Origin of the sequence: Paenibacillus tyrphae (genome assembly GCF_000722545.1) — a bacterium.
Classification (GTDB): Bacteria; Bacillota; Bacilli; order Paenibacillales; family NBRC-103111; genus Paenibacillus_G; species Paenibacillus_G tyrfis.
The window spans coordinates 1-20,012 of record NZ_JNVM01000100.1 but is presented as its reverse complement, the minus strand read 5'-3'; the positions used below and the strand labels follow the sequence as shown (position 1 = coordinate 20,012).

15 protein-coding genes are annotated in these 20,012 nt (G+C 56.0%); 12 read left to right on the top strand and 3 right to left on the bottom strand.

What is annotated here, in order from left to right; genetic code table 11:
* Positions 1 to 9: 9 nt before the first annotated feature.
* Together ET33_RS36045 and ET33_RS36040 are read right to left on the bottom strand one after the other, a co-directional pair.
* Positions 10 to 2,931, bottom strand: a complete 2,922-nt coding sequence (locus ET33_RS36045; RefSeq protein WP_036694239.1) for a 1,4-alpha-glucan branching protein domain-containing protein — start codon at positions 2,929 to 2,931, stop codon at positions 10 to 12.
* 12 nt (positions 2,932 to 2,943) lie between these two features.
* Positions 2,944 to 3,453, bottom strand: a complete 510-nt coding sequence (locus tag ET33_RS36040; RefSeq protein WP_036694236.1) for a DUF4912 domain-containing protein — start codon at positions 3,451 to 3,453, stop codon at positions 2,944 to 2,946.
* Positions 3,454 to 3,927: 474 nt separating this feature from the next.
* Here ET33_RS36040 and ET33_RS36035 point away from each other — a divergent pair, with 474 nt between their 5' ends.
* The 6 genes from ET33_RS36035 (at position 3,928) to ET33_RS36010 (ending at position 12,307) form a co-directional block, all read left to right on the top strand.
* Positions 3,928 to 4,356, top strand: a complete 429-nt coding sequence (locus ET33_RS36035; protein WP_036694233.1) for a hypothetical protein — start codon at positions 3,928 to 3,930, stop codon at positions 4,354 to 4,356.
* A 307-nt stretch (positions 4,357 to 4,663) separates the two neighbouring features.
* Positions 4,664 to 5,473: an RNA polymerase sigma factor SigI gene (gene sigI, locus ET33_RS36030; RefSeq protein ID WP_036694229.1), complete on the top strand. Its 810-nt coding sequence runs from the start codon at positions 4,664 to 4,666 to the stop codon at positions 5,471 to 5,473.
* Entirely contained in the window at positions 5,466 to 7,019 is a 1,554-nt protein-coding gene (locus ET33_RS36025; RefSeq protein ID WP_051776136.1) for an anti-sigma factor domain-containing protein, read from the top strand. The genes sigI and ET33_RS36025 overlap by 8 nt, the downstream gene beginning before the upstream one ends.
* A 196-nt stretch (positions 7,020 to 7,215) precedes the next feature.
* Positions 7,216 to 9,396, top strand: coding sequence for an S-layer homology domain-containing protein (locus tag ET33_RS36020; RefSeq protein WP_036694227.1), 2,181 nt, complete (start codon positions 7,216 to 7,218; stop codon positions 9,394 to 9,396).
* Positions 9,397 to 9,604: 208 nt separating this feature from the next.
* Positions 9,605 to 10,621, top strand: coding sequence for an aldo/keto reductase (locus tag ET33_RS36015; protein WP_036694224.1), 1,017 nt, complete (start codon positions 9,605 to 9,607; stop codon positions 10,619 to 10,621).
* 72 nt (positions 10,622 to 10,693) lie between these two features.
* Positions 10,694 to 12,307: a leucyl aminopeptidase gene (locus ET33_RS36010; RefSeq protein WP_036694221.1), complete on the top strand. Its 1,614-nt coding sequence runs from the start codon at positions 10,694 to 10,696 to the stop codon at positions 12,305 to 12,307.
* Between the two features lie 108 nt (positions 12,308 to 12,415).
* On the opposite strand, the gene ET33_RS36005 is transcribed toward ET33_RS36010, so the two are convergent.
* Entirely contained in the window at positions 12,416 to 13,006 is a 591-nt protein-coding gene (locus ET33_RS36005) for a hypothetical protein (RefSeq protein WP_036694218.1), read from the bottom strand.
* A 250-nt stretch (positions 13,007 to 13,256) separates the two neighbouring features.
* On the opposite strand from ET33_RS36005, the gene ET33_RS36000 reads away from it, so the two are divergent.
* The 6 genes from ET33_RS36000 to ET33_RS35975 all read left to right on the top strand — a co-directional run bounded on the left by ET33_RS36000 (position 13,257) and on the right by ET33_RS35975 (position 19,875).
* Positions 13,257 to 14,213, top strand: a complete 957-nt coding sequence (locus ET33_RS36000; protein WP_036694215.1) for a Gfo/Idh/MocA family protein — start codon at positions 13,257 to 13,259, stop codon at positions 14,211 to 14,213.
* Positions 14,214 to 14,266: 53 nt separating this feature from the next.
* Positions 14,267 to 16,417 (top strand): PAS domain-containing sensor histidine kinase, encoded by a 2,151-nt coding sequence (locus ET33_RS35995; RefSeq protein ID WP_036694212.1) that lies wholly within the window; start codon positions 14,267 to 14,269, stop codon positions 16,415 to 16,417.
* 110 nt (positions 16,418 to 16,527) lie between these two features.
* Complete coding sequence (locus tag ET33_RS35990) at positions 16,528 to 17,139, top strand: sulfite oxidase-like oxidoreductase (protein WP_179223698.1); 612 nt, start codon at positions 16,528 to 16,530, stop codon at positions 17,137 to 17,139.
* A 205-nt stretch (positions 17,140 to 17,344) separates the two neighbouring features.
* Positions 17,345 to 18,478 carry a UDP-N-acetylmuramoyl-tripeptide--D-alanyl-D-alanine ligase gene (locus tag ET33_RS35985; RefSeq protein ID WP_235206908.1) on the top strand — a complete coding sequence of 378 codons (1,134 nt, stop codon included), beginning with the start codon at positions 17,345 to 17,347 and terminating at the stop codon, positions 18,476 to 18,478.
* The gene (locus tag ET33_RS35980) at positions 18,475 to 19,230 is read left to right on the top strand and encodes a D-alanyl-D-alanine carboxypeptidase family protein (RefSeq protein ID WP_051776134.1); all 756 of its coding nucleotides are present in this window, start codon (positions 18,475 to 18,477) and stop codon (positions 19,228 to 19,230) included. The genes ET33_RS35985 and ET33_RS35980 overlap by 4 nt, the downstream gene beginning before the upstream one ends.
* Before the next feature lie 216 nt (positions 19,231 to 19,446).
* Complete coding sequence (locus tag ET33_RS35975; RefSeq protein WP_036694210.1) at positions 19,447 to 19,875, top strand: universal stress protein; 429 nt, start codon at positions 19,447 to 19,449, stop codon at positions 19,873 to 19,875.
* Positions 19,876 to 20,012: the final 137 nt, after the last annotated feature.

The following is a 20,012-nucleotide window of genomic DNA, read 5'->3' as shown; positions in this document are numbered from 1 at the left end:
CGGCCTCTGTCACGAGCCGACGCCGGATGCCGGAGGCTTGCGCGAGCGAATCCGCTCCTGATACTGCTCCGCTACGGCGCCTGCAATGCGTTCCAGAGCATAGTGCCGCTCCAGCTTGAGCCGTGCCCGCTCCGCCATGCTTCGCCCGAGCTCCGGCTGCCGCAGCAGGTCGCCGATATGCCAGGCGAGCGACTCGACATGGCCGGGCAGCGCTTTGTATCCGTCGACGCCGTGCTCCACCAGCTCGGCCAGTCCGCCGGTATCGGACAAGACGACGGGGCATCCGTGCTTCATCGCCTCCAGGGCGACGATGCCGAACGGCTCGTATAGGCTCGGGATGACGCATACATCGGCTGCGCGGTACAGCGCCGCCTTCGTCCCGTCGTCAATAAACCCGGTGAAGCGCACGCGGTCGCCGAGGTGGGCGGCCTGCCGCTTCAGCTCGTCCTCCATCGGCCCGGAGCCGCCGATGAACAGCACCGTGTCCGGCGCGCCCGACAAAATGCTTGGCATCGCGTGGAGCAGCGTCTGCACGCCCTTCTCGAAGACGAGCCTTCCGACAAAGACAAGCACGCGCTGCCCTTGAACGCCGAACCAGCGCTTGGCGTCTTCCTGTGAATCGGCCGGGCCTTCGGCTGGCTCCTCCAGCTTTACGCCGTTCGGGAAGACGAGCATTTTATCGTCCGCTTGCTGGAACAAGTCCTGCACTTCCCGTTTCATCGCATGGCTGCAGACGAATACGCGTTCCGAATCGTAGGTGAGCCGCCATTCGAGCCGGTGAATCCGGTTCGACAGGTCGGTATTCAGCCGTCCGTGATTCCGCCCCCATTCGGTGGCGTGAATCGTGCAGACGAGCGGCAGGCCGTAGCTCATCTTAAGCTCGCGCGACGTATGGTACACCATCCAATCATGAGCATGCAGCAGATCGATGCGCCCGCCGTTTTCTTTATAGCGGATAAGATGATCGGTGAAGGCCAGATTCATCTCAAAGGTCCAATCGTAAAAGTCCGTATCGCCCGAATGCAGCACCGGAACGCGGTGCACGTACACGCCGCCGCGCTTCTCGAAATACGGCGTGCCGTCGTGCGCGCTCGTCACCACATGAACGATCACGCCCTGTGCGGCAAGCGTCTCGGACAGATCGGCTACGGCGCGGGATAGCCCGCCGACCGTTTTGGGAGGGTACTCCCAGGCGAGCATGAACACGTTTGGGCCATGCTTTGTTTCCTCCAGGATTTGCCGGAAATGCTCCGCATCCGGCAGCAGCGGAACCGGCGACGCCCGATGAATGGAAACGTAATCCCGGTAGTCGATCCCGGGAAAGCAGTTGTCTTTCGCTTCCAGCTCCGCGACGAACGATTCGTTGACCACCTGGGCCTCGATTTGCCCGCACAGCAGCCGGAAGCAGCCGAGATGGTCCTTCGTCCGGCGGCAGGCGTAATCGATGACCGTCTGCGAATCCATAATGAACGCCCAGTCGCTGCTTTGCGCCAGCATCAGCTCGCGGGCCGCTTGATTCAGCGCGCGTTTCAGGAGAGAAGCGGACAGTCCTTCGCCCTCCTCCAAATGCTCGTGCTTCGTGGCAAGCCGGATCATCCGCAGCTCCGCTTCGTGCAGGTGGCGGTAAATCCAATCGTTGTTCCCCTGCAGCCACACCTCCGCCGAAGCCCCGCGGCCCCAGCTGGACTCGTTCACTTTGCCCGTATCGGCGACGGGGTACTCCTGCAAATACTCCGAAGGCGTCACCATCCGCAGCTCGAACGGATCGTAAAACAGCTTGCGGCACAGCATCTCGATCCACAGCGGCCCTTCGTACCACCAATGGCCGAACAGCTCGGCGTCGTAGGGCGAGACGATGATCGGTTTGCGGTCCAAATGCCGGTGCCAATGCGCCGCCTGCTTTTGCCGGTTGAACAGGAAATTGCCCGCGTGCTCGGCGGCTTTGGTCCTCGCCCATTCCGGGTTGTACGGCTCGCGGTGGCCGTCTTTGCCGGTGATGCGGTAATATTTGATGCCCGTATTCACCCGCTCATGCGTAGGCAATACGTACGGACGAATATGCTCCCACTCCGCCAAATCGTGCCAGCCGAGGTCCCAGCCGATATCCCGGTAATATTCCCGATAGTCGTAGTCGCCCGGATATCCGTTCTCGGCGCTCCATACCTGCTGCGACGATTCGGGATCGCGCGGGAACGCCGTGACGCCGTAGGGCGTCATGAGCGGGGCGTACAGCTCGCGGTTCGGGCGCGGCGTGGCATGGGCGACCGCCGTAGAGTCGGCAAAGAAATAAGCGATGCCGCACGATTTCAGCACCCGGTCCACCCCGGGGGTGAAGCCGCATTCAGGCAGCCAAATGCCGCGCGGCGGGCGGCCGAAATGCCGTTCGTAATCGCGGACGGCCGTAACAATCTGGGCGCGGATCGCCTCTTCGGTTCGCATCAGCGGCAAAAAGCCGTGGGTTGCGGCACAGGTGACGATTTCGAGCATGCCGAGATCTTGGTAATGCTTAAAGCGGGACACGATGTCGCGTCCGCAAGCCTCATAAAGCCGGCTCAGCTTTTGGAACCGCTTGGCGTACATGCGGGCGAGCGGCTCGAAGCGCTCGTCGCCCCGAAGCCGGACGATTTCCTGATCTGCCAGCCGAATTAGCTTGGCCAGATGGACCGCATAGCGCTCCTGCATCAGCGGGTCCGTACACAGCGCCAGCAGCGTGGGGGTCATCGAGAAGGTGAGTCTGAAATCGATGCCTTCCGCCGCCAACCGGTCGAACAGGTCGACGAAGGGAAGGTACGTTTCCGTCATCGCCTCGTAAAACCAGCGCTCCTCCATATAGTCGTCGCGGTCGTAGTGCCGGATATAGGGCAAATGGGCGTGAAGAACCAAAGCCAGGTAGCCCTTCGGGTCCGGCTTCGGCTGGCCTCGGTTGAGCATAAATGAAGAACCTCATTTCATCCAGCTGTGGTAAGCGCTGAAATTCTCGAAATCGTACGGTCGTATACGCGCGGGAATCTTGCCGGGCTCCCGTGCCTCCGGTACGGTCGGCTGCAGCGGAGCGCCCCACGGGGCCGTACTGTCCCGCGGCGTCCGCACGGCGCCAGACCGCAGCAGCGGAACGAACTGCCGCCGGATCGTATAGACGCCGAAATCGACGGTCCACACGGCATCGGCCGAAACCCCATGAATGTACCAACGGTCGGCCTCCGGCGTCGTCTCGATATCGATATGGCGGTGCGCGTTGTTCCCGTTAAAGTACACGCCGGTGACGTCGTATACCCGCAGCACCTTCGGCAGCATGCCCCAGTCGCACTCAAAATGCTGCGAGCACAGCCAGCGCTTGCGGTTGCCGACTTCCCAATAAACGAACAGCGTATGGGCATCCCTGACCATCAGGTGCAGCAGATCCTTCTCGTAGCGATCCGGCAGCTCGAATCCGGACGTCGGAATAGACCGCACGGCAAAGTCCTCCTTGGAATCGAACTTTATCTTTAACAGAATTTGCAAAGCGCAGCCAATTTATGCATGCAGGAAGCGATGGGACGACCTGCCGTTTCCAAGAAGGAAACATTTAACTAAGCATCCGCGGGGCGAAAAAAGAGGATTTTTGGCGCTCTTGGTCGAATAGTTTAGGGATAGCGGCATGGGTCTTTTTTTTCGTTGATAAGAATGGATAAGCTTTTTGCAGCCTACAGCTACGCATGAACGATCGACAATTCGCTAACGTCAATATAAAGCAAGGAGACCATGCGGCTTGGGACGCGCAAGCATCGAGAAACCTTTTACAGGAAAATAACGTCAATATAGTTGGGATCGTCCCGGGAAACCTCTTGAGCCGATTCGACTAACGGTTTTTCCTGTGCGAAACGCTTTTCGATCCAGTTGCAGTCATAGCCGTCATAGATTCATAGTGGAAACAGGGGGACGAGGACGATGAGTTTTTGCTGCGGCGCCAGCATGTTAGGGACCAAAGGGACACTAAGACATATCCGGACGCAAATTCATAACGTGCCGTTATTGTTCTGCCCGGTATGCCATCGTGTGGAAGTGCATCATCTGGTGGAAAACGAGTACGAGATCCTTGCCGAATATGCGCATGGAGACGGCGCGCCGGAAGTGGACTTCCAAGAGTACGTCGAGCATCAGGACGTTCGGGAGATGTTCGAGAACTGCGTGAACCATGAGAACGAAGAGCCGCTTGAGGTCGTTCGAAGCCAGATCGACATGGCGCTTGACCTGTTGATGGTGGCCAAAGAGATCGGCGACGCCGAATGGGAGCAGCAGCTCAAAAAAAGGCTGAACGTGCTCAGCCAGCGCCGTCACAAGCTGAAGAATAAAAAGACCATGCGTGGCCTGTCTTAAAAGAACCAACCTTTTGCAAAAACGTCCCTTCTTCGCCAAGCTTCTTTGCAGGCAAAGACAGCGCCGGCAGCGGCGCCGTATGCCCATGTGAGTGCGACGCTGCGGCCGCATGGCGATGCGGTCCGGCGCCCGGGCAAGCCTGCCGCGGCTGCGGCTTGGATAGGGACGTTTTTTGCGGCTGGCCCGGTTGGAAAACCCGTCCTGACTCGTATAAAAATTCCTTAAGAAATATAGGCGTCCAGCCTTTGAAATGACCCCCGTAATCGTATAAGCAACAGCGAAATTTTTAAGCAGAGAGGTGGAACGATTGCTGCTGGTTTTATTTAAGAAATTTCTCGGAAAACGCCAGGCACACCACTCGGATTCCGCGGATGCGCAAACGCCGGAACAAATCGTTATTTTGATTCAAGAAGGTGATCTACGCCTCCGCAATCAATTCATCACCGATTATCAACCTTATGTTGCGAAGGTAACGAGCAGATTTTGCAAAAGATATGTGGACCCGGCCCGGGACGATGAGTTCAGCATCGCGCTCGGCGCCTTCAATGAAGCGATCAATCAGTTTTCACCGCAGGCCGGAAGGTCGTTTCTCGGCTTCTCCGAGCAGGTCATCCGCCGGCGGCTCATCGATTATGTCCGCAAGGAACAGCGCTTCTCGCAGCAAATCCCGTACAGCACGTTCGAGGTGGAGGACGAGGAGGATAACATCGTCAATCCGATCGAAATCCATCAGGCTGTTGAACAGTACGAGAAGCAGAAAGGAATGGAGGAGCGGCGCAGCGAGATCATCGATCTGAACCGCTGTCTGTCCGAATTCGGTATCCGCTTCGGAGATTTGGTCGATGCTTCCCCTAAGCACGACGATTCACGTCAGGCGCTCTTCGGTATTGCCAAGACGCTATCGAAGGACGGCGAGCTGATGCGGCTCATGATATCCAAGCGGATGCTTCCGATTAAGGAGCTGCTGGCTCAAGTGAAGGTTTCGCGCAAGACGCTGGAACGAAACCGCAAATTTATTATTGCTGTTGCTCTGATATATCAAGGACCTTATCCGTATCTCAGAGATTATTTACATATCAGAGAGGATCATGAAAAAGGGGAAGATGTCCGTGAATAAAGGGGTCGTGATGGAAATCACGGAAAAAAGCATCGTTGTGATGCGTCCGGACGGCAAGTTCGAGCGGGTGCCCCGCAAGAAGCGGACTTGTGAAATCGGCGAAGAAATCGTCTATGCCGATAGCGGCATCAATTGGAGAAGTCCTTCCGTCGCCGGCCGTTCGGCGATTGCGGCAGCCGTCGTCTTTGGTCTGGTATTGTTTGCCAGCTTCAATGGGAAGCTGGGCAGTCCCGAGGTGGTAGCCTACGTCTCGATGGACATTAACCCGAGTATCGAGATGGGCATTGACGCCAAAGAAAACGTGCTTGAGCTGCGGGGGCTTAACGACGACGGAGCGGTACTGGCGCAGGCGGTCGACTACAAGGGGAAATCGCTGGAGGCCGTCACCTCGAAGCTGCTGGACAAGGCCGAGCAGGGCCCGCTTGCCAAGCAAGAGGCGGAGATTGTCATTGCCAGCACCGTCGTCGAGCCTAAGAGCCAGGTGAGCGATGCGGGCATTGCCGAGAAGCTGCGCAAGCAGGTGACCAAGCACATCCAAGAGGCGCACCCGACCAAAGTGGACGCCTATCAGGTCGCCGCGTTCGCCGCGCCGCAGGAGGTGCGGGAGGCCGCCTCCCAGAACGGTGTATCCATGGGCAAGTACACCGTGTATTTGAATGCCAAAAGCAACGGAGAGAGCGTTACTCTCGACGAATTGAAGAGAGAATCGGTCCTGCAGATCTCCAAGCAGAAGCCGGAAGTGGCCAAGCTCATTCAACCGGATAAGCTTCCGACCAAAGCGGACATCAAGAAGATGGTGGAGGAAGAGAAGAACGGAGAGCTGGACAAGAAGCTGGAGGCGCAGCTTAAAGACCGCAAGCAAGACAACGGCAAAAACGGAAAAGCCGTCCAAAACGGAAAAAACGATTCGAAAAGCGACTCGAAAAACGACCCCAAGAATAACAACTCCAAGAACGACTCGAGAAACGATTCGAAGAACGATCCGAAGAACGATTCGAAAAAGCCCGGGAGCACGACCGGGAACAATGGAAAAGATAAAAACAAGGACGACGATAAAAACGACGACAAGAACGGCAATAAGCGGGGCAGCGATAAAGACGACAAGTCCGCAGACCAAGGAAAGACGACGCCGATCAATACAAGGCAAGGCAGTACGCCTCCTGCGGGCACGAAGCCGGGAACGACGAATCCCGGCACGTCGCGTCCCGGTGATAAAAACGACGACAAGAAGGAAGACGATCGTCAAAAGAATGACCGTTCCGGTTCGAATTCGAAAGACCGGGAAGACGACCGCAAGAAGGAAGAGTCCACCAAATCAAACGATGAGCGCCGGCGCGATGATGCAGACCGGCGCGTTGACGAATCTAAAAAGAAAGAACAAGACCAACAGAAGGAACAGGATAAAAAGAAGGAATCCGACAGCAAGAAAACGGACGACGGCAACAATAAAAAGCCAGCCGGAGATTCGAAGAAGAAAGACGATAACAAGTCGGACGATTCCCGAAAGAAAGAGGATCATCAGGGGGATGACCGGAAGAAGGATTAGAATCATTAGATGCCAGTACATATCTATCCAAAAAAACCGTTACCGAAGCGTTCATGCCGTTCGGGAAACGGTTTTTTTGGGGTTTATTTCACATAAAAAAAACCAAATGGCCCACCGATAAAATTTAAGAGTGGCGCTTAGCAATAAGGGGGGCGCGCACAAGAGTTTAATCACAGTAGCCAAGGAAGGTGTACAGATGCTAAGGAAAGCAATCACAGCAGTATCCATCGCAAGTCTTGTATTCGGCTCCTCACTTTCCAGTATCGCAGCGGCGGACAATCAAGTTCCGGCTTTTGACGATCTGAAAGAACACTGGTCGAAGAGCGAAGTCGAGTATCTCGTGCAGAAAGGGATTGTCGACGGAGTTTTACAAAACGGACAACCTGCCATCCTGCCGGACCAAAGCATTACAAGAGCGGAGTACATCAAGCTGCTTGTTTCCGCCCGCCAGGTGAAGCTGGCCGAACCGGCTCAGAGCTCGTTTAAGGACGTCACTTCCTCCCATTGGGCGCTGAAGTACATCGAGGCGGCCAAAGCGAACGGATGGTCCGACGGGTATGAGGACGGGACGTTTAAGCCCGATAACAAAGTAAGCCGAGCGGAAATTGCTGCCTTGATGGTCCGCAGCTACAATCTAAGGATGCAGGAAGGCAATACGGTCGCATTCGAAGATACGGCAGGCCACTGGGCGAACCATTACGTGAACGTCGCCGCTTCGAATAAAATCGTCGAAGGCGATACGGCGAACGGCAAGCGCTATTTTTATCCGGAAAAAGCGGCAACCCGCGCCGAAGGGATGGCGATGCTGACCCGGTATTTGAAAACAACGGAAACCGGCGCCAAAGATCCGAAGAAAGAGACGCCGGCCCCAACGCCGTCGCCGACACCTGCCCCGGGTACATCTGGCACGACCAGCGGCGGAAGCTCCGGCTCCGATTCGAGCTCGGGGTCCGACTCGAGTACGGACGATAAGCAGAAGATCACGCTTGGCCCGGAGGAGATTAAAAATACGATCGGCAAAGGACAGCCGGTTGAAGGAACCGACGAGCTGAATAACAAGATCGCCCTGACCGGTCTGAATCTGAGCGGCTTTACCGGCGGCATTGGCGACATTTCGGTCGAGCTGGAGAAGCCAAACTCGGTGTTCAGCCATGTATCCGTCCCCGGCTTGACGGGGCCCGTGGTCGAGTTCTCTACCAACGGAAAGACGTTCGAGTCCGGCACGCTGACGTTCGATGTCGCCAAAGTGTCCAACAAACAAAATTTGACGGCGGCGTATTACAACGAAACGACGAAGCGTTTCGAATTTTTGCCTACCGCGTACACTGCGGATCAAGGAACGCTGAGCTTTACGACGACGCACAACAGCAAATACGTGCTGATCGATAAAGAATCCTGGGAGCAGACGTTCCGGGCGCATCTCTCGACTGTCGTCGACGGTACCTACAAGCCGTATATCGATTTTGCTTTCGTCATCGACAGCTCCGGCAGCATGAATAACACGGACCCGAAAAATTTGCGCAAAACGGCGGTTACGAGCTTGGTTTACGGCTTGAAGCACGATCCGGAGAGTCCGCTTAAGACGGAAACGGTGACGGTGGCCAAGTCGGTATACGAGGAAGGGAAAGGATACCACTTTGAATACCCGACCGTAACGAATCAGGTCTATTCCTTGAGCGACCGGGCGGCCATTATCGATTTCGACTCCGAAGTGCGGACGTACGCGACATTCTCGGCCCACAGCCAGACCGTAGCCGATGCGGTGTACTACATCGACAGCAACGGCGGAACGAATATTTTCGCAGGGGTTCGCGAAGCGGTGAAGCTGTTCGATACGTACGGAGACAACGGGCAGCGGAAAATCGCCATGCTGCTGACCGACGGACAAAACAACTTTGCGACGACCCAAGACGATCTGAACATGCTGAAAGAGGCGTTCGAAAAAGGCATCACGATCATCACGATGGGATTGAGCCAAGAGGCGGACCTCAGCCTGCTGAAGCAAATTGCCGAGTATACCGGCGGGATGTACTTCCAAGTGCAGACGGCTGACGATCTTGAGGCGTACTTCAAGTCGGCGCTGGAGAACAGCTATCACGAAGATAAAGATCAGGACGGCTTGGACGACTTCTATGAGAAGACGGCCGGGATGATGCTGGAGAACGGCATGATCATCCGGACGAGCACCGACCCGCTCACCGGCAAAGATACGGACGGGGACGGCTTCACGGATCTGGAAGAAATGGGCCAGCCGGAGGACATGGTCATTACAGCGGATATGATGCCGGAAGGCAGCGCGCTGGTAGGCAAAACGGTGAAGGTGTTCAAAAACTTCAAAAGCTTGCCGACCGACAAAAACGACGTGCCGAAGCCATAAGTGCGCATTGCGAGTCATGGGATACAAAAAGCGGGTCTTGCCTTTCGAGGCGGCCCGCTTTTTTGCCGTTGCAGGACAGGAAGAGGGCCGTCAAGCCCCGGGGGTTCGCGAGGCGAGGCGTGTTCCGCAGACTGTTATTTTGGCGCCGGTTGCTCTATAATTGATCAAGGGAGACCATGTAATTTTTCCATGAGGGAGAGACTTGGACATGCGTTACACGACGTTCGGAAGCACGGGATACCGCGTGTCTTCGCTCGGCTTCGGGGCGATGAACCTGCCCGGCGTACCGCTTGAACAAGCCCGGGAGGCGCTAAATTACGCGCTTGACGAAGGGATTAACTACATCGATACGGCCGCAGCCTACCGCAACAGCGAAGAAATTATCGGCGAATGCATTTCGCACCGCCGTTCGGAATATTTTTTGGCGACGAAGACGGGGAAACGGGATTACAAGTCGGCCATGGAAGAAATGGAGCGCAGCCTGGACCGGATGAAAACGGACGTCATCGATCTGCTGCAAATTCATTATGTCAACACAGTTCAAGAGTTTAAAGCGGCAATGGAAGAGAACGGCGCATACCAGGCGGCGCTTGAGATGAAGCGCAAAGGGCATGTCCGGTTTATCGGCCTGACTGGGCACCGGCCGGAGCTGCTTGCCAAATGGATCGGCAAAGGACAGTTCGATCAGGTGCTGTTTCACTTGAATTTGGCGCAGCCGTTCGCTCTGGACGAGCTGATTCCCGAGGCGACCCGGCAGCAGATGGGAAAGACGGCGATGAAACCGCTCTCGGGCGGATTTATCCAGCCGGTGTCCCAAGCGATTCGCTATCCCTACAGCCAGGATGTGCATGTGACGATCTCGGGCATGATCAGCGTGGACGAGGTGAAGGAAAATATCGCCGCGATGCGGGAAGAAGTCGGAGACGACGAACGGCGCGAGCTGGAGGCGCTGGCGGTGGAGCTCGGAGCGCATAATTGCCGACGGTGCAATTACTGCTCTTGTCCGATCGATGTGACGATTCCCGACATTATGATTTCAAGCCAGGTGCGCCGGACGTTCGGCTTGCTGCCGAAGGGCGACGGGTTTTACCAGAAGCAAAAGGACAAAATATTGTCCTGTGCCGACTACGAGCCCTGTAAGGAGCAGCCGCTTTGCCAGCAGCAGTGTCCGTACCATCTGCCGATGCGGCAGGTCGTGATGGAGGCTGCCGGGTATTTCGGCTGAATTTTTCGGCTTAGGTCAAGGAAGAACTTTGCGGGGATCAGCGCCCGCTCAAACCGATAAGGAGTGACGTGAGTGGAGACGTTGGATCGTTATATTACGCAGGAGCTGAAGCTGCGCATCGTATTGGTGAATGAGGAGAGCTTCGACGGGGCAGAAGCGCTGGCGGGAGCGGAGGGAGACACGGCGGGGGCCGTCGCGCTCGCGGTGTTTGTCACGCCGGAGGCGCTGGCGGCGGACGCATGGACGGCGGCGGCCGGCACGGAGGTGCCGGAGCCGCTCGTCCATGCGGTCCGCTCGCTCGCCGCGCGCGGGCGGTTCAAGGGCCGCCTCGGGGACACCGAGGCGCTGCCCACGCTCGGCCTGATGCCGCGCTATCAGGCCCTGCTGCTCTGCGGCCTGGGCGACGCCGCCCGCGCCGAAGACACCGACGCCTGGCGCAGCGCAGGCGTCTACGCGGCCCGCGCCGCGCACGAGCATGGGCTCGTGCGCCTTGCGGCGCCGCTGCCGCGCGCCGGGCGCGCGGCCTCTCGCGAGCTGGCGCAGGCGCTCGCGGAAGGGCTTTGGCTCGGCGCGTACCGCATGCCGAGCTATGCCGCCGCTGGCGGGGCGCAGCCGCCCGCGCTGCGGGAAGTCGCCCTGCTGCACGGCAGGGCGGAGGCCCTCGACACGCTCGCGGGACTCGAGCGTGCGATCCTCGCCGCGGAAGCGCTGGCGCTGGCGACGAACTATGCCCGCGACCTCACGAATTTGCCCGGCAACTATTTGGTGCCGGAGACGCTTGCGTGGGAAGCGCAGGCCTTGGCCGCCCGGTACGGGCTGGAATGCACGGTGCTCGACGAGCACGGCATTCGCGAGCAAGGCCTGGGCGGCTTGGAGGCTGTCGGCAAGGGCAGCGTGAACCCGCCGCGCATGATTGCCGTCCGCTACCGGGGGACGGAGGAGGAGAACGCCGACGTGATCGGCCTTGTCGGCAAAGGCATCACCTTCGATACCGGCGGCATCTCGCTCAAGAAGCCGGAAGGAATGGAAGAGATGATCAGCGACATGGGCGGAGCCGCCGTGCTGCTTGGTCTGATCCATGCGCTCGGCCGGCTCAAGCCACCGGTCCATGCGGTGATCGTCATTCCGGCGGCTGAGAATATGCCTTCCGGCTCGGCTTTCAAGCCTGGCGACGTCATTACGGCGATGAACGGCCAGACGATCGAAGTGCTCAACACGGACGCCGAAGGACGGATCGTGCTGGCGGACGGTGTGCTGTATGCGAAAGCACTCGGGGCGACGCGCCTGATCGATGTCGCGACGCTGACCGGGGCAGTGCTGGTTTGCTTCGGCGACGTGGCGACCGGGGCCGTGGCGAACGACGAGCCGATGCTGCAGGAGCTGCTGTCCGCCGCCAAGCGGGCGGGGGAAAAGGTGTGGCCTTTGCCGAACTATCCGGAATATCACGACATACTGAAGAGCCAAGTGGCCGATATCCGGAACTCCACCTCGCGCGACCGTTGGGCCGGCAGCATTACGGGCGGGCTATTCATCGGCTTTTTCGCTGGGGAGACACCGTGGGTGCATTTGGATACGGGCGGCACGGCATGGCTGTGGAGCGAACGAGGGACGGAGCCGCTGGGCGGCACGGGGGCGATGGTGCGCACGTTAAGCGGCTATCTGTGCCATTCCGTATTGAACGGGTAGAGCCTGGCGAAACGCAAAAAAGCGGATTCCGCAGCGGCGCTGTTGCGTACGCTTGGAAATCCGCTTTTTTGCGATCCGAAAATGCAGGGATGCGGGCCAGTCCGGCAATTAAGCCTGAAGCTGTTTGCCCTCGTTCGCCGATACCGCGCCGGGCGTGACCATCACCTTCATCGCCGCTTCCTCCAAATCGGCCATCCGAATGAGCAGCCGTGACACTTCGTCGGTCGTATAAGACAGACTCCGGGTCCGCTCGGCCAATTGCGGGAGGTCGATGCCGATCCACCCCTGCTTGCGGGGATGGAGGGACAGGTCAAAGGGAAGTACGGCCAGCGCCGCCTCGGTGCTGTCGGAGCCACCTGCAGCTTTGGCTTCCGGCGCTCCGGAAGATTCACTATTCCCCATACTGTTTAAGTGAAAATACAGCTTGCGGCTTCGATTCCAACGAATAAATCCAGGCTTGAACGCGATGGTCAGCACCGGATCGCCGCCGATGGTTTGTTTCAGGAACCGGACTCCGGCTTTCGGCTTCAAGCGAATGTATTGATGCCGTCCCAGGTCGGGCAAAAATATGACGATCGCGACCGGCAGCGCGCTGGCCGCATACAAGTAGACGATGGATTCATAGTAAACCGAGAGCCCAAGCAGACCGATAAATACAATAACGGATAATACGAGCAACCACTTATTTGATTTGAACATGAATGTAAATCCCCCAGATGATCAGGCATTTTCAAAAAACAGCCGACACTTCTATTCTACCATAACCTTCACAACCTTTGAAAGCGATCAGTCTGTTTGCAGATTGTCAATTTTTTGTAAGGATTGCGTCAGCGCTCCGGTTCCTTGCTGCACCGGCGGAGAGAAAGGACTCTTGCGGGGCTTCGAAGGGATTGGAAAGGCGCAGGCCGAATTGTAACATGAACCAATCCTAAATCGGGGGGACATCCGAATGAAACGCAAAATCGGCATCATCGGGCTGGGAGATATCGCCCAAAAAGTATATTTGCCGCTGTTATCCGCCAGCGAGAAGGTCGATATCGTGGGGCTGTCCAGCCGTTCGATGTCGACAGTAGACCGAATCGGCGCGCAGTATCGGATCGCAGGACGATATGCTTCCCTCACGGAAATGATGCGTCATGCCAAGCCGGAGGCGGTATTCGTCCACAGTCCAACGGAAACGCACGATACGATCGTGACGACATGTTTAAAGGAGGGAATTCACGTCTACGTCGATAAGCCTTTGGCTTACGACATCGAAGCTTCGGAACGGATGGCGGCTTATGCCGCCGAGCGCGGGCTGCTGCTTGCCGTCGGGTTCAACCGCCGCTTTGCGCCGCTGTATGTGCAGGCCAAGCGATGGATGGAGGAAGGAGGGGGCTTCGATCTGGTTACGGCGGCGAAGCACCGGACGAAGCTGCAAAGCCACGGCGCCAAGCATACGCTGTACGACGATTTGATTCATATGCTCGATTTATTGCTGTGGCTTGGCGGGGATGCCTTTAACGTAGCGTCTTACCGGCAGCGCACCGATCATGAAGGACGGCTTTTGATCGGAACAGGAACCTTGACTTTCGGCCATGACGCATCCGCAGTTTCCTCGGGGGACTCGGCAGTTGCGCAGTTCAGCATGGTACGCCAAGCGGGAGCCGATCTGGAACAGCTGGAGCTGCACGGAAACGGCCGGTCCGCCGAAGTGCGGAACATGGAAACCGCTGTATGGAGGAAAGCGGGCGGTTCCCCCCAAGAGCAAACGTTCGGAAGCTGGGATTCGATCTTGCACCGCCGGGGGTTTGCCGATGCGGTGGACCATTTCTTGGCATGCATCGCGGACCCTTCCCGCTGTACGATCCGCGCCGATCGGACGTTGCCGGCTCACCGCCTGGTGGAAAAGCTTTTCCCGGAATGAAATGAAGCGGGGACCGCATCAGGTTGACATGTCAAAGGAGGTGTCTGCTTTTCATGGAGCAGGATTCCCTGATCAAGTATTGCTTCACCTATGCCCCCGGAGGTATCGCGCTCATTTCGACGGAAGGATATTTTATCAAGGTCAACCCGGCGTTCGGCCGCCTGCTGGGCTACGCCGAAGACGAGTTGGCGAACCGGCAGGAGAAGCAGTTTACTTATCCGAATGACCGCGGCGTTCAGGAGGCAGCCGCCCCTCTGCTTGAGCCCGGCACCGCATCCAGGATAGCGGTGGTCAAACGCTATCTGCGCAAAGACGGCGGCACGGTCCGGGTAAAGCTTGACGTCATCCTCATCCGCGATCAGGATGGATCGCACGCCGGCTTCTGCGCCTACGCATCGGAATGGCTGGAAGCCGAGGAACCTAAGATGCTCCAGGCGGCGGAGCTGTACGAGATGGTTTCGGAGCATAGCCGGGACGTCATCTCTTACGGGATTGACGGCGTGCTGCAGTTCGTTTCCCCGGCCTCGCTCAAACATCAGCTTGGCTTTGAACCGGAGGAACTGATCGGAAAGCACGCCTCCGAATTCATCCATCCGGACGATCTTGAGTCGTTGGAAGGACAAACCTTCCGGGACTCCGATTCGTTCATCTGCCGGATTCGCCACAAGCAGGGGTATTACGTCTGGTTCGAAGTTTCCGTGAAGCGGGTCGTCGACCCGGAAGGACCCCAAGTGAAAGAAATCTATATCGGCCGGGACGTCACGGAACGGGAGCGGGCGCAGGCTGCGCTTCGTCATAGCGAGCAGAATCTGGAGCAATCGCAGCGCATCGCCCGCTTGGGCAGCTTTGAATGGGACGCGTTAACCGGCAAAATGCTGTGGTCGGGCGAGCTGCGCCGTATTCTTCGAACCGATCTGCATGCAGACGTGGCGTGCGAGGAGTTGATGGCCCGCATTCACCCGAATGACCGGGAGGCGACGCGGCAGTCGATGCGGGGAGCGCTAGCCGGACGCGAAATTCAAGTGGAATGCAGGATCGTTCTGGGCGACGGGACGGTCAAATTCATTCGGATTCAAAGCGTTACGACATTGACCTCGAAAGGAAGACCGCTTCGCATCAGCGGGACGATCCAAGATATTACGGGCCAGAAGTTGATGCTGCAAATGCTTGAAGAAAGCGTAGACCGGTATACGTCGCTCAAAAAATATAATTTGGACGCGATCGTCTCGCTTAACAAGAGCGGGATCATCACTTCGGCCAACCCCGCGGCCGAAACCATTACCGGCTATTCCGCGCTGGAGCTGATCGGCATGCCTTTTGCTGATTTGCTGGCCTCCGAAGAAGAGGAAGCGCAGCCGCAGCTTCATAAAATCATGCACGAAGGCGCCTTGTCCGGCATGGAAATGCAGATCGTCCGCAAGTCGGGGCAACCGGCCTATCTGCTTGCGACGCCGGCTCCGATCTACGTTAACCGCAAGCAGGTCGGCTGCTACGTTATCGCCAAAGATATTACGGAGCAGAAGCGGAAGGACGAGCTGCTGCTCAAGTCCGAGAAGCTGACGATTGCCGGACAGCTTGCTGCGGGGGTCGCTCACGAAATCCGCAATCCGCTAACGGCGCTCAAGGGCTTCGTTCAGCTGATGGGTCGGTCGGAGCATAGCTATTCGCAATATTTGCCGATTATGAAGGAGGAGCTGGAGCGGATCGAGGTCATTATCAGCGAGCTGCTGATGCTGGCCAAGCCGCAAGCCGTACAAATGAAAATCGCCGACCTCGCGGTGCTCGTTCAAGAGGTCGTGATGCTGACCAGCGCGCAGGCGATGCTTCTTAACATTGAGATCCGCTTCTTCCCAGCCGGCGATCCGCTGCCGATCCGCTGCGATCCGAATCAGATCAAGCAGGTGTTCGTCAACTTTTTGAAAAATGCATTCGAATCGATGCCGCGAGGGGGGACGATTGACGTAAGTATGGAGGCCGTTGAGCAGGGAATCGCCTTGGTCCGCATCGCCGATCAGGGCTGCGGCATTTCGCAGGAGCAGCTGCGGCAGATCGGCGAGCCGTTCTATTCGACCAAAGAAGCGGGGACGGGACTCGGCCTGCTCGTCAGCCACAAAATTATCGAGCATCACAAGGGCCGGATTCACATCGCCAGCGAGGTGGGTATCGGTACGACGATCCAGGTCACGCTGCCTATCCACCGTTAGTAGTCGGCAGGTGCGCTCTAAGGTGAAGCCGATTGAGCGACCACAAGGTGCGGCCCCTTTTACGGGTATACTAGAAGGAAAAGACGCAGCGTGAAAAGGAGGCGTAATTTATGACGACGGATGACAAAGTGATGCAGCCGGAAGTGGGAGGACCTGCGCTGGAGCGTGTGCCCCCCGGCCAGAAGGTGACGGAAGGCTTTCCTGTGCTGCATTATGGCGAAATTCCTTACTACAACGATATGGGCAAATGGAGTCTGCGCTTGTTCGGGCTGGTGGACGAGGAGCTGACGCTAAGCTATAAACAGTTTTTGGCGCTGCCGCGCCGGGAGTTCCGCAACGACATCCACTGCGTAACGAGCTGGTCCAAGCTGGACAACGTCTGGGAAGGCGTGGCCGTAGCCACGCTGATGGAGCGGATTAAGCTGAAGCCGGAAGCGCAGTACGTGATGCTGCACGCCGAGCACGGGTGGAGCACGAACCTGCCTTTGGCGGATTTCCTGCGCGACACGACGTTTCTCGGTATCCGGCATAACAGCGTACTGCTTTCGCCGGAGCACGGCTATCCCGTGCGTGCGGTCGTCCCGCACCTGTATTTCTGGAAAAGCGCCAAATGGCTGCGCAGCATTGAGTTTATGGAGAAGGACAAGCCGGGCTTTTGGGAGCGGAACGGGTATCATATGTATGGTGATCCCTTCAAGGAGGAACGCTACGATTTTGATTGACGGGGCACAAGCTCTAAAATGACCGGCATCTGTAACGACCAGGTGCCGGTTTTTTTTGGCTTCCCGGTCTCATCCGCGCTCTGTAATGTCTCTCATTAACAGGGCATGTACCCCTGTTGGGACAAAATGATTATCCTTTAAAATAATTGTAAAAAAGTGTTCATCAAGGGATAAGTCTTTCAAGGGAGACATTTTACGATTGGCGGTGGACGGGAAAGTTATGAGGAAAAAATCAATTCTGTACAAACCGATCATTGCGGTCACCGGCAGCTCCGGTAAAACGACGACAAAAGAAATGATTGCCGCGGTATTGAAGAAACGTTGGAAAATCTTCAAATCCCCCCAAAATCGAAATGCCGTGTCGGCTACCAAAAGGCATGCAAAATTGCTCCGTTCTGTTCACCGGGCCGTTGTTTTGGAATATGGCATGCAGTATTACGGGAACATCAGACGCCACTGCCACTATATTCGTCCCAATATAGGGGTTATCACCCATATTGGAAGGGCCCATATCGGCAATTTTGGTGGCCGAATTCAAGGTGTAGCCAAGGCGAAGTCGGAATTAATCCGTTACATGAAATCGACAGGGACCTTATGGCTAAACGCCGACGACCATGATTCCAAGCTGCTGCGAACGAAGGGATTCAAGGGCCGCATCGCGCGAATCGGAATCCGCAACAAAGCCGATTACCGGGCGTCTCAAATCCATAACGCCAAGCGTGGAATGGCATTTCGGGTGAAGCTTGACGGGACAGAACGCCGTTTCTATATCCCTATTTTAGGGAGGCATAATGTTTATAACGCGCTGTTTGCAATTGGCATTTCACATCGTTTGGGATTTACACCGAGGCAGATCCAGAACGGCCTCAAAACCTATGAAAAGCAAAAAAGACGGTTGTATGTATACGACTTGAGAAGAGGCATAAGAATAATCGACGATTCTTACAGCGCAAATCCGGATGCGGTAAAAGCCGCCCTTGATGTATTGTCCGCTACCGGCAAAAACAAAAAAATTGCTGTACTGGGTTCCATGTCGGAATTAGGCGCATATGCAGTCAAAGGCCATAAAGAAATAGGAAGATACGCAGCGCGAAAAAATATTACTCATCTATACGCAATTGGAAAACATGCCTCACAGATTATCGCTGGAGCCAAACAAGCAGGCTTTCCCGCCCAAAACTTGCACAGCTTCGTCTCCAGGGTACAGCTTCACAAGGCATTGGCTCGTGTTATACAACCGGGCACGACTATTCTTGTCAAGGGGTCAAATCAGATGAGGATGAACAAAACAGTAGCGTATCTGAAGCAAATTTATTTCAAAAGCAGAGAAAACGCATGATTCGAAAGAAGTATGCCAGGTATGCCAAATCAGCCATCGTAGCTAACGCCAATACGGGTAAAATTTTGTTTAAAAAGCATCCCTTCAAGAAGCTGTCCCCCGCCAGCATGACAAAGATCATGTCATTACTCCTTGCTATGGAAAAGTTACAACACGGTAAAATTAAAGCAACCGATCGTGTTACCGTGTCCAGACACGCAACATTAACAAAAGGCTCAAGTCTGTTCTTAAGACCGGGGGAAGTTTTGAAGCTCTGGGATTTGCTCAAGGGAATTGCTCTTGTCTCGGGTAACGATGCGACGGTCGCGTTGGCAGAACATATTGCAGGTACCGAAGCCAACTTCGTTAAGCTTATGAACAACAAAGCGAAAATGCTCGGCTTGGTCAATACGCATTTCGTAAATTCGCATGGATTGGATCGTAAAAATCATTTTTCCTGTGCGTATGACATGCTTATCATGTCTAAAAAGCTTCTTAGACATAAGAGGATTTTAAAGTTAACTGCATTGAAATACGCAAGGATACGAAGGAATCATCGACGACGGACGAAGCTGAAAAATACGAACACCTTGCTAGGAAATTATAGGGGTGTTGACGGGTTAAAGACCGGAACTACACCAAAAGCCAAATACTGCCTTACCGCAACAGCGAAAAGACGAGGTACCCGAGTGATCGCCATAGTCATGGGCGAGCCTACAGCACAGAAAAGGAATCGGGAGTTAGTCGAGCTGTTGGATTTTTCTCTATCTTAATGCAATTTAACTTAGGGGAAATGACCGGCGTTCGTATCGGACGCCGGTTTTTCTATGGCCACATTTGGTGCACCTTATTTCTATTTTCACCGTATGGTTTTGTTTACATTTGTATTCCCCCGTGTTGCAGCAATACTGTGATCAATGTCATTCCGATCGGGGAGGAAGAACGGTAACATAAAATTATAGTAGATCTCAGGGAAAGGGATGGTTATCATGCCGTATCAAAACATATTGGCCGCATTCGACGGCTCGGCATTATCTGTAAAAGCATTGGAAAAGGCAATGAAATTTGCTCAAGAGCATGCTGCCAGGCTTGAAGTGATTCATGTCTGCCATATTCCCGTTCCGGTGTTCGGAGGGCCTCTGTATGCCGCACCGTTCAACGAGGATAAAAATTACTTGCTTGCCGCCCAAGCTATGATTGATGAGGCCAAACGCTTAACCTCGCCGCTGCCTGACATCAAGGTGACCCTGAAGCAGGGACAGCCGGCTCTTGCCATTCTGGAATACGCCGAGGAAAACGGATGCGACCTGATCATTATGGGAAGCAGAGGATTAGGCGGCCTGCGCGAGTTTGTTCTTGGCAGCGTCAGCCATCATGTGGTTCAGCACTCCAAGGTTCCGGTGCTGATTGTTAAGTAACTCGGTTCAACACACCTGCAAGGTGCTATGCTTGTTGAGAAAGTGCTCAGGGAGCACTGCAGGTAGTACGAGGGGGTGAGGTATCCACTTCCGGTCGCTCTTGTCCGCAGGAAATTTTGATTTGAAGCCGCTTCGCA

Excerpts from the sequence above, each read along its gene's own strand:
- ET33_RS36020 (WP_036694227.1), top strand. The coding sequence starts at position 7,216 with ATGCTAAGGAAAGCAATCACAGCAGTATCCATCGCAAGTCTTGTATTC.
- ET33_RS35980 (WP_051776134.1), top strand. The coding sequence starts at position 18,475 with ATGATTCGAAAGAAGTATGCCAGGTATGCCAAATCAGCCATCGTAGCT.
- ET33_RS36005 (WP_036694218.1), bottom strand. The coding sequence starts at position 13,006 with ATGTTCAAATCAAATAAGTGGTTGCTCGTATTATCCGTTATTGTATTT.
- ET33_RS35990 (WP_179223698.1), top strand. The coding sequence starts at position 16,528 with ATGACGACGGATGACAAAGTGATGCAGCCGGAAGTGGGAGGACCTGCG.
- ET33_RS36045 (WP_036694239.1), bottom strand. The coding sequence starts at position 2,931 with ATGCTCAACCGAGGCCAGCCGAAGCCGGACCCGAAGGGCTACCTGGCT.
- ET33_RS36000 (WP_036694215.1), top strand. The coding sequence starts at position 13,257 with ATGAAACGCAAAATCGGCATCATCGGGCTGGGAGATATCGCCCAAAAA.
- ET33_RS36015 (WP_036694224.1), top strand. The coding sequence starts at position 9,605 with ATGCGTTACACGACGTTCGGAAGCACGGGATACCGCGTGTCTTCGCTC.
- ET33_RS35995 (WP_036694212.1), top strand. The coding sequence starts at position 14,267 with ATGGAGCAGGATTCCCTGATCAAGTATTGCTTCACCTATGCCCCCGGA.
- ET33_RS36035 (WP_036694233.1), top strand. The coding sequence starts at position 3,928 with ATGAGTTTTTGCTGCGGCGCCAGCATGTTAGGGACCAAAGGGACACTA.
- ET33_RS35975 (WP_036694210.1), top strand. The coding sequence starts at position 19,447 with ATGCCGTATCAAAACATATTGGCCGCATTCGACGGCTCGGCATTATCT.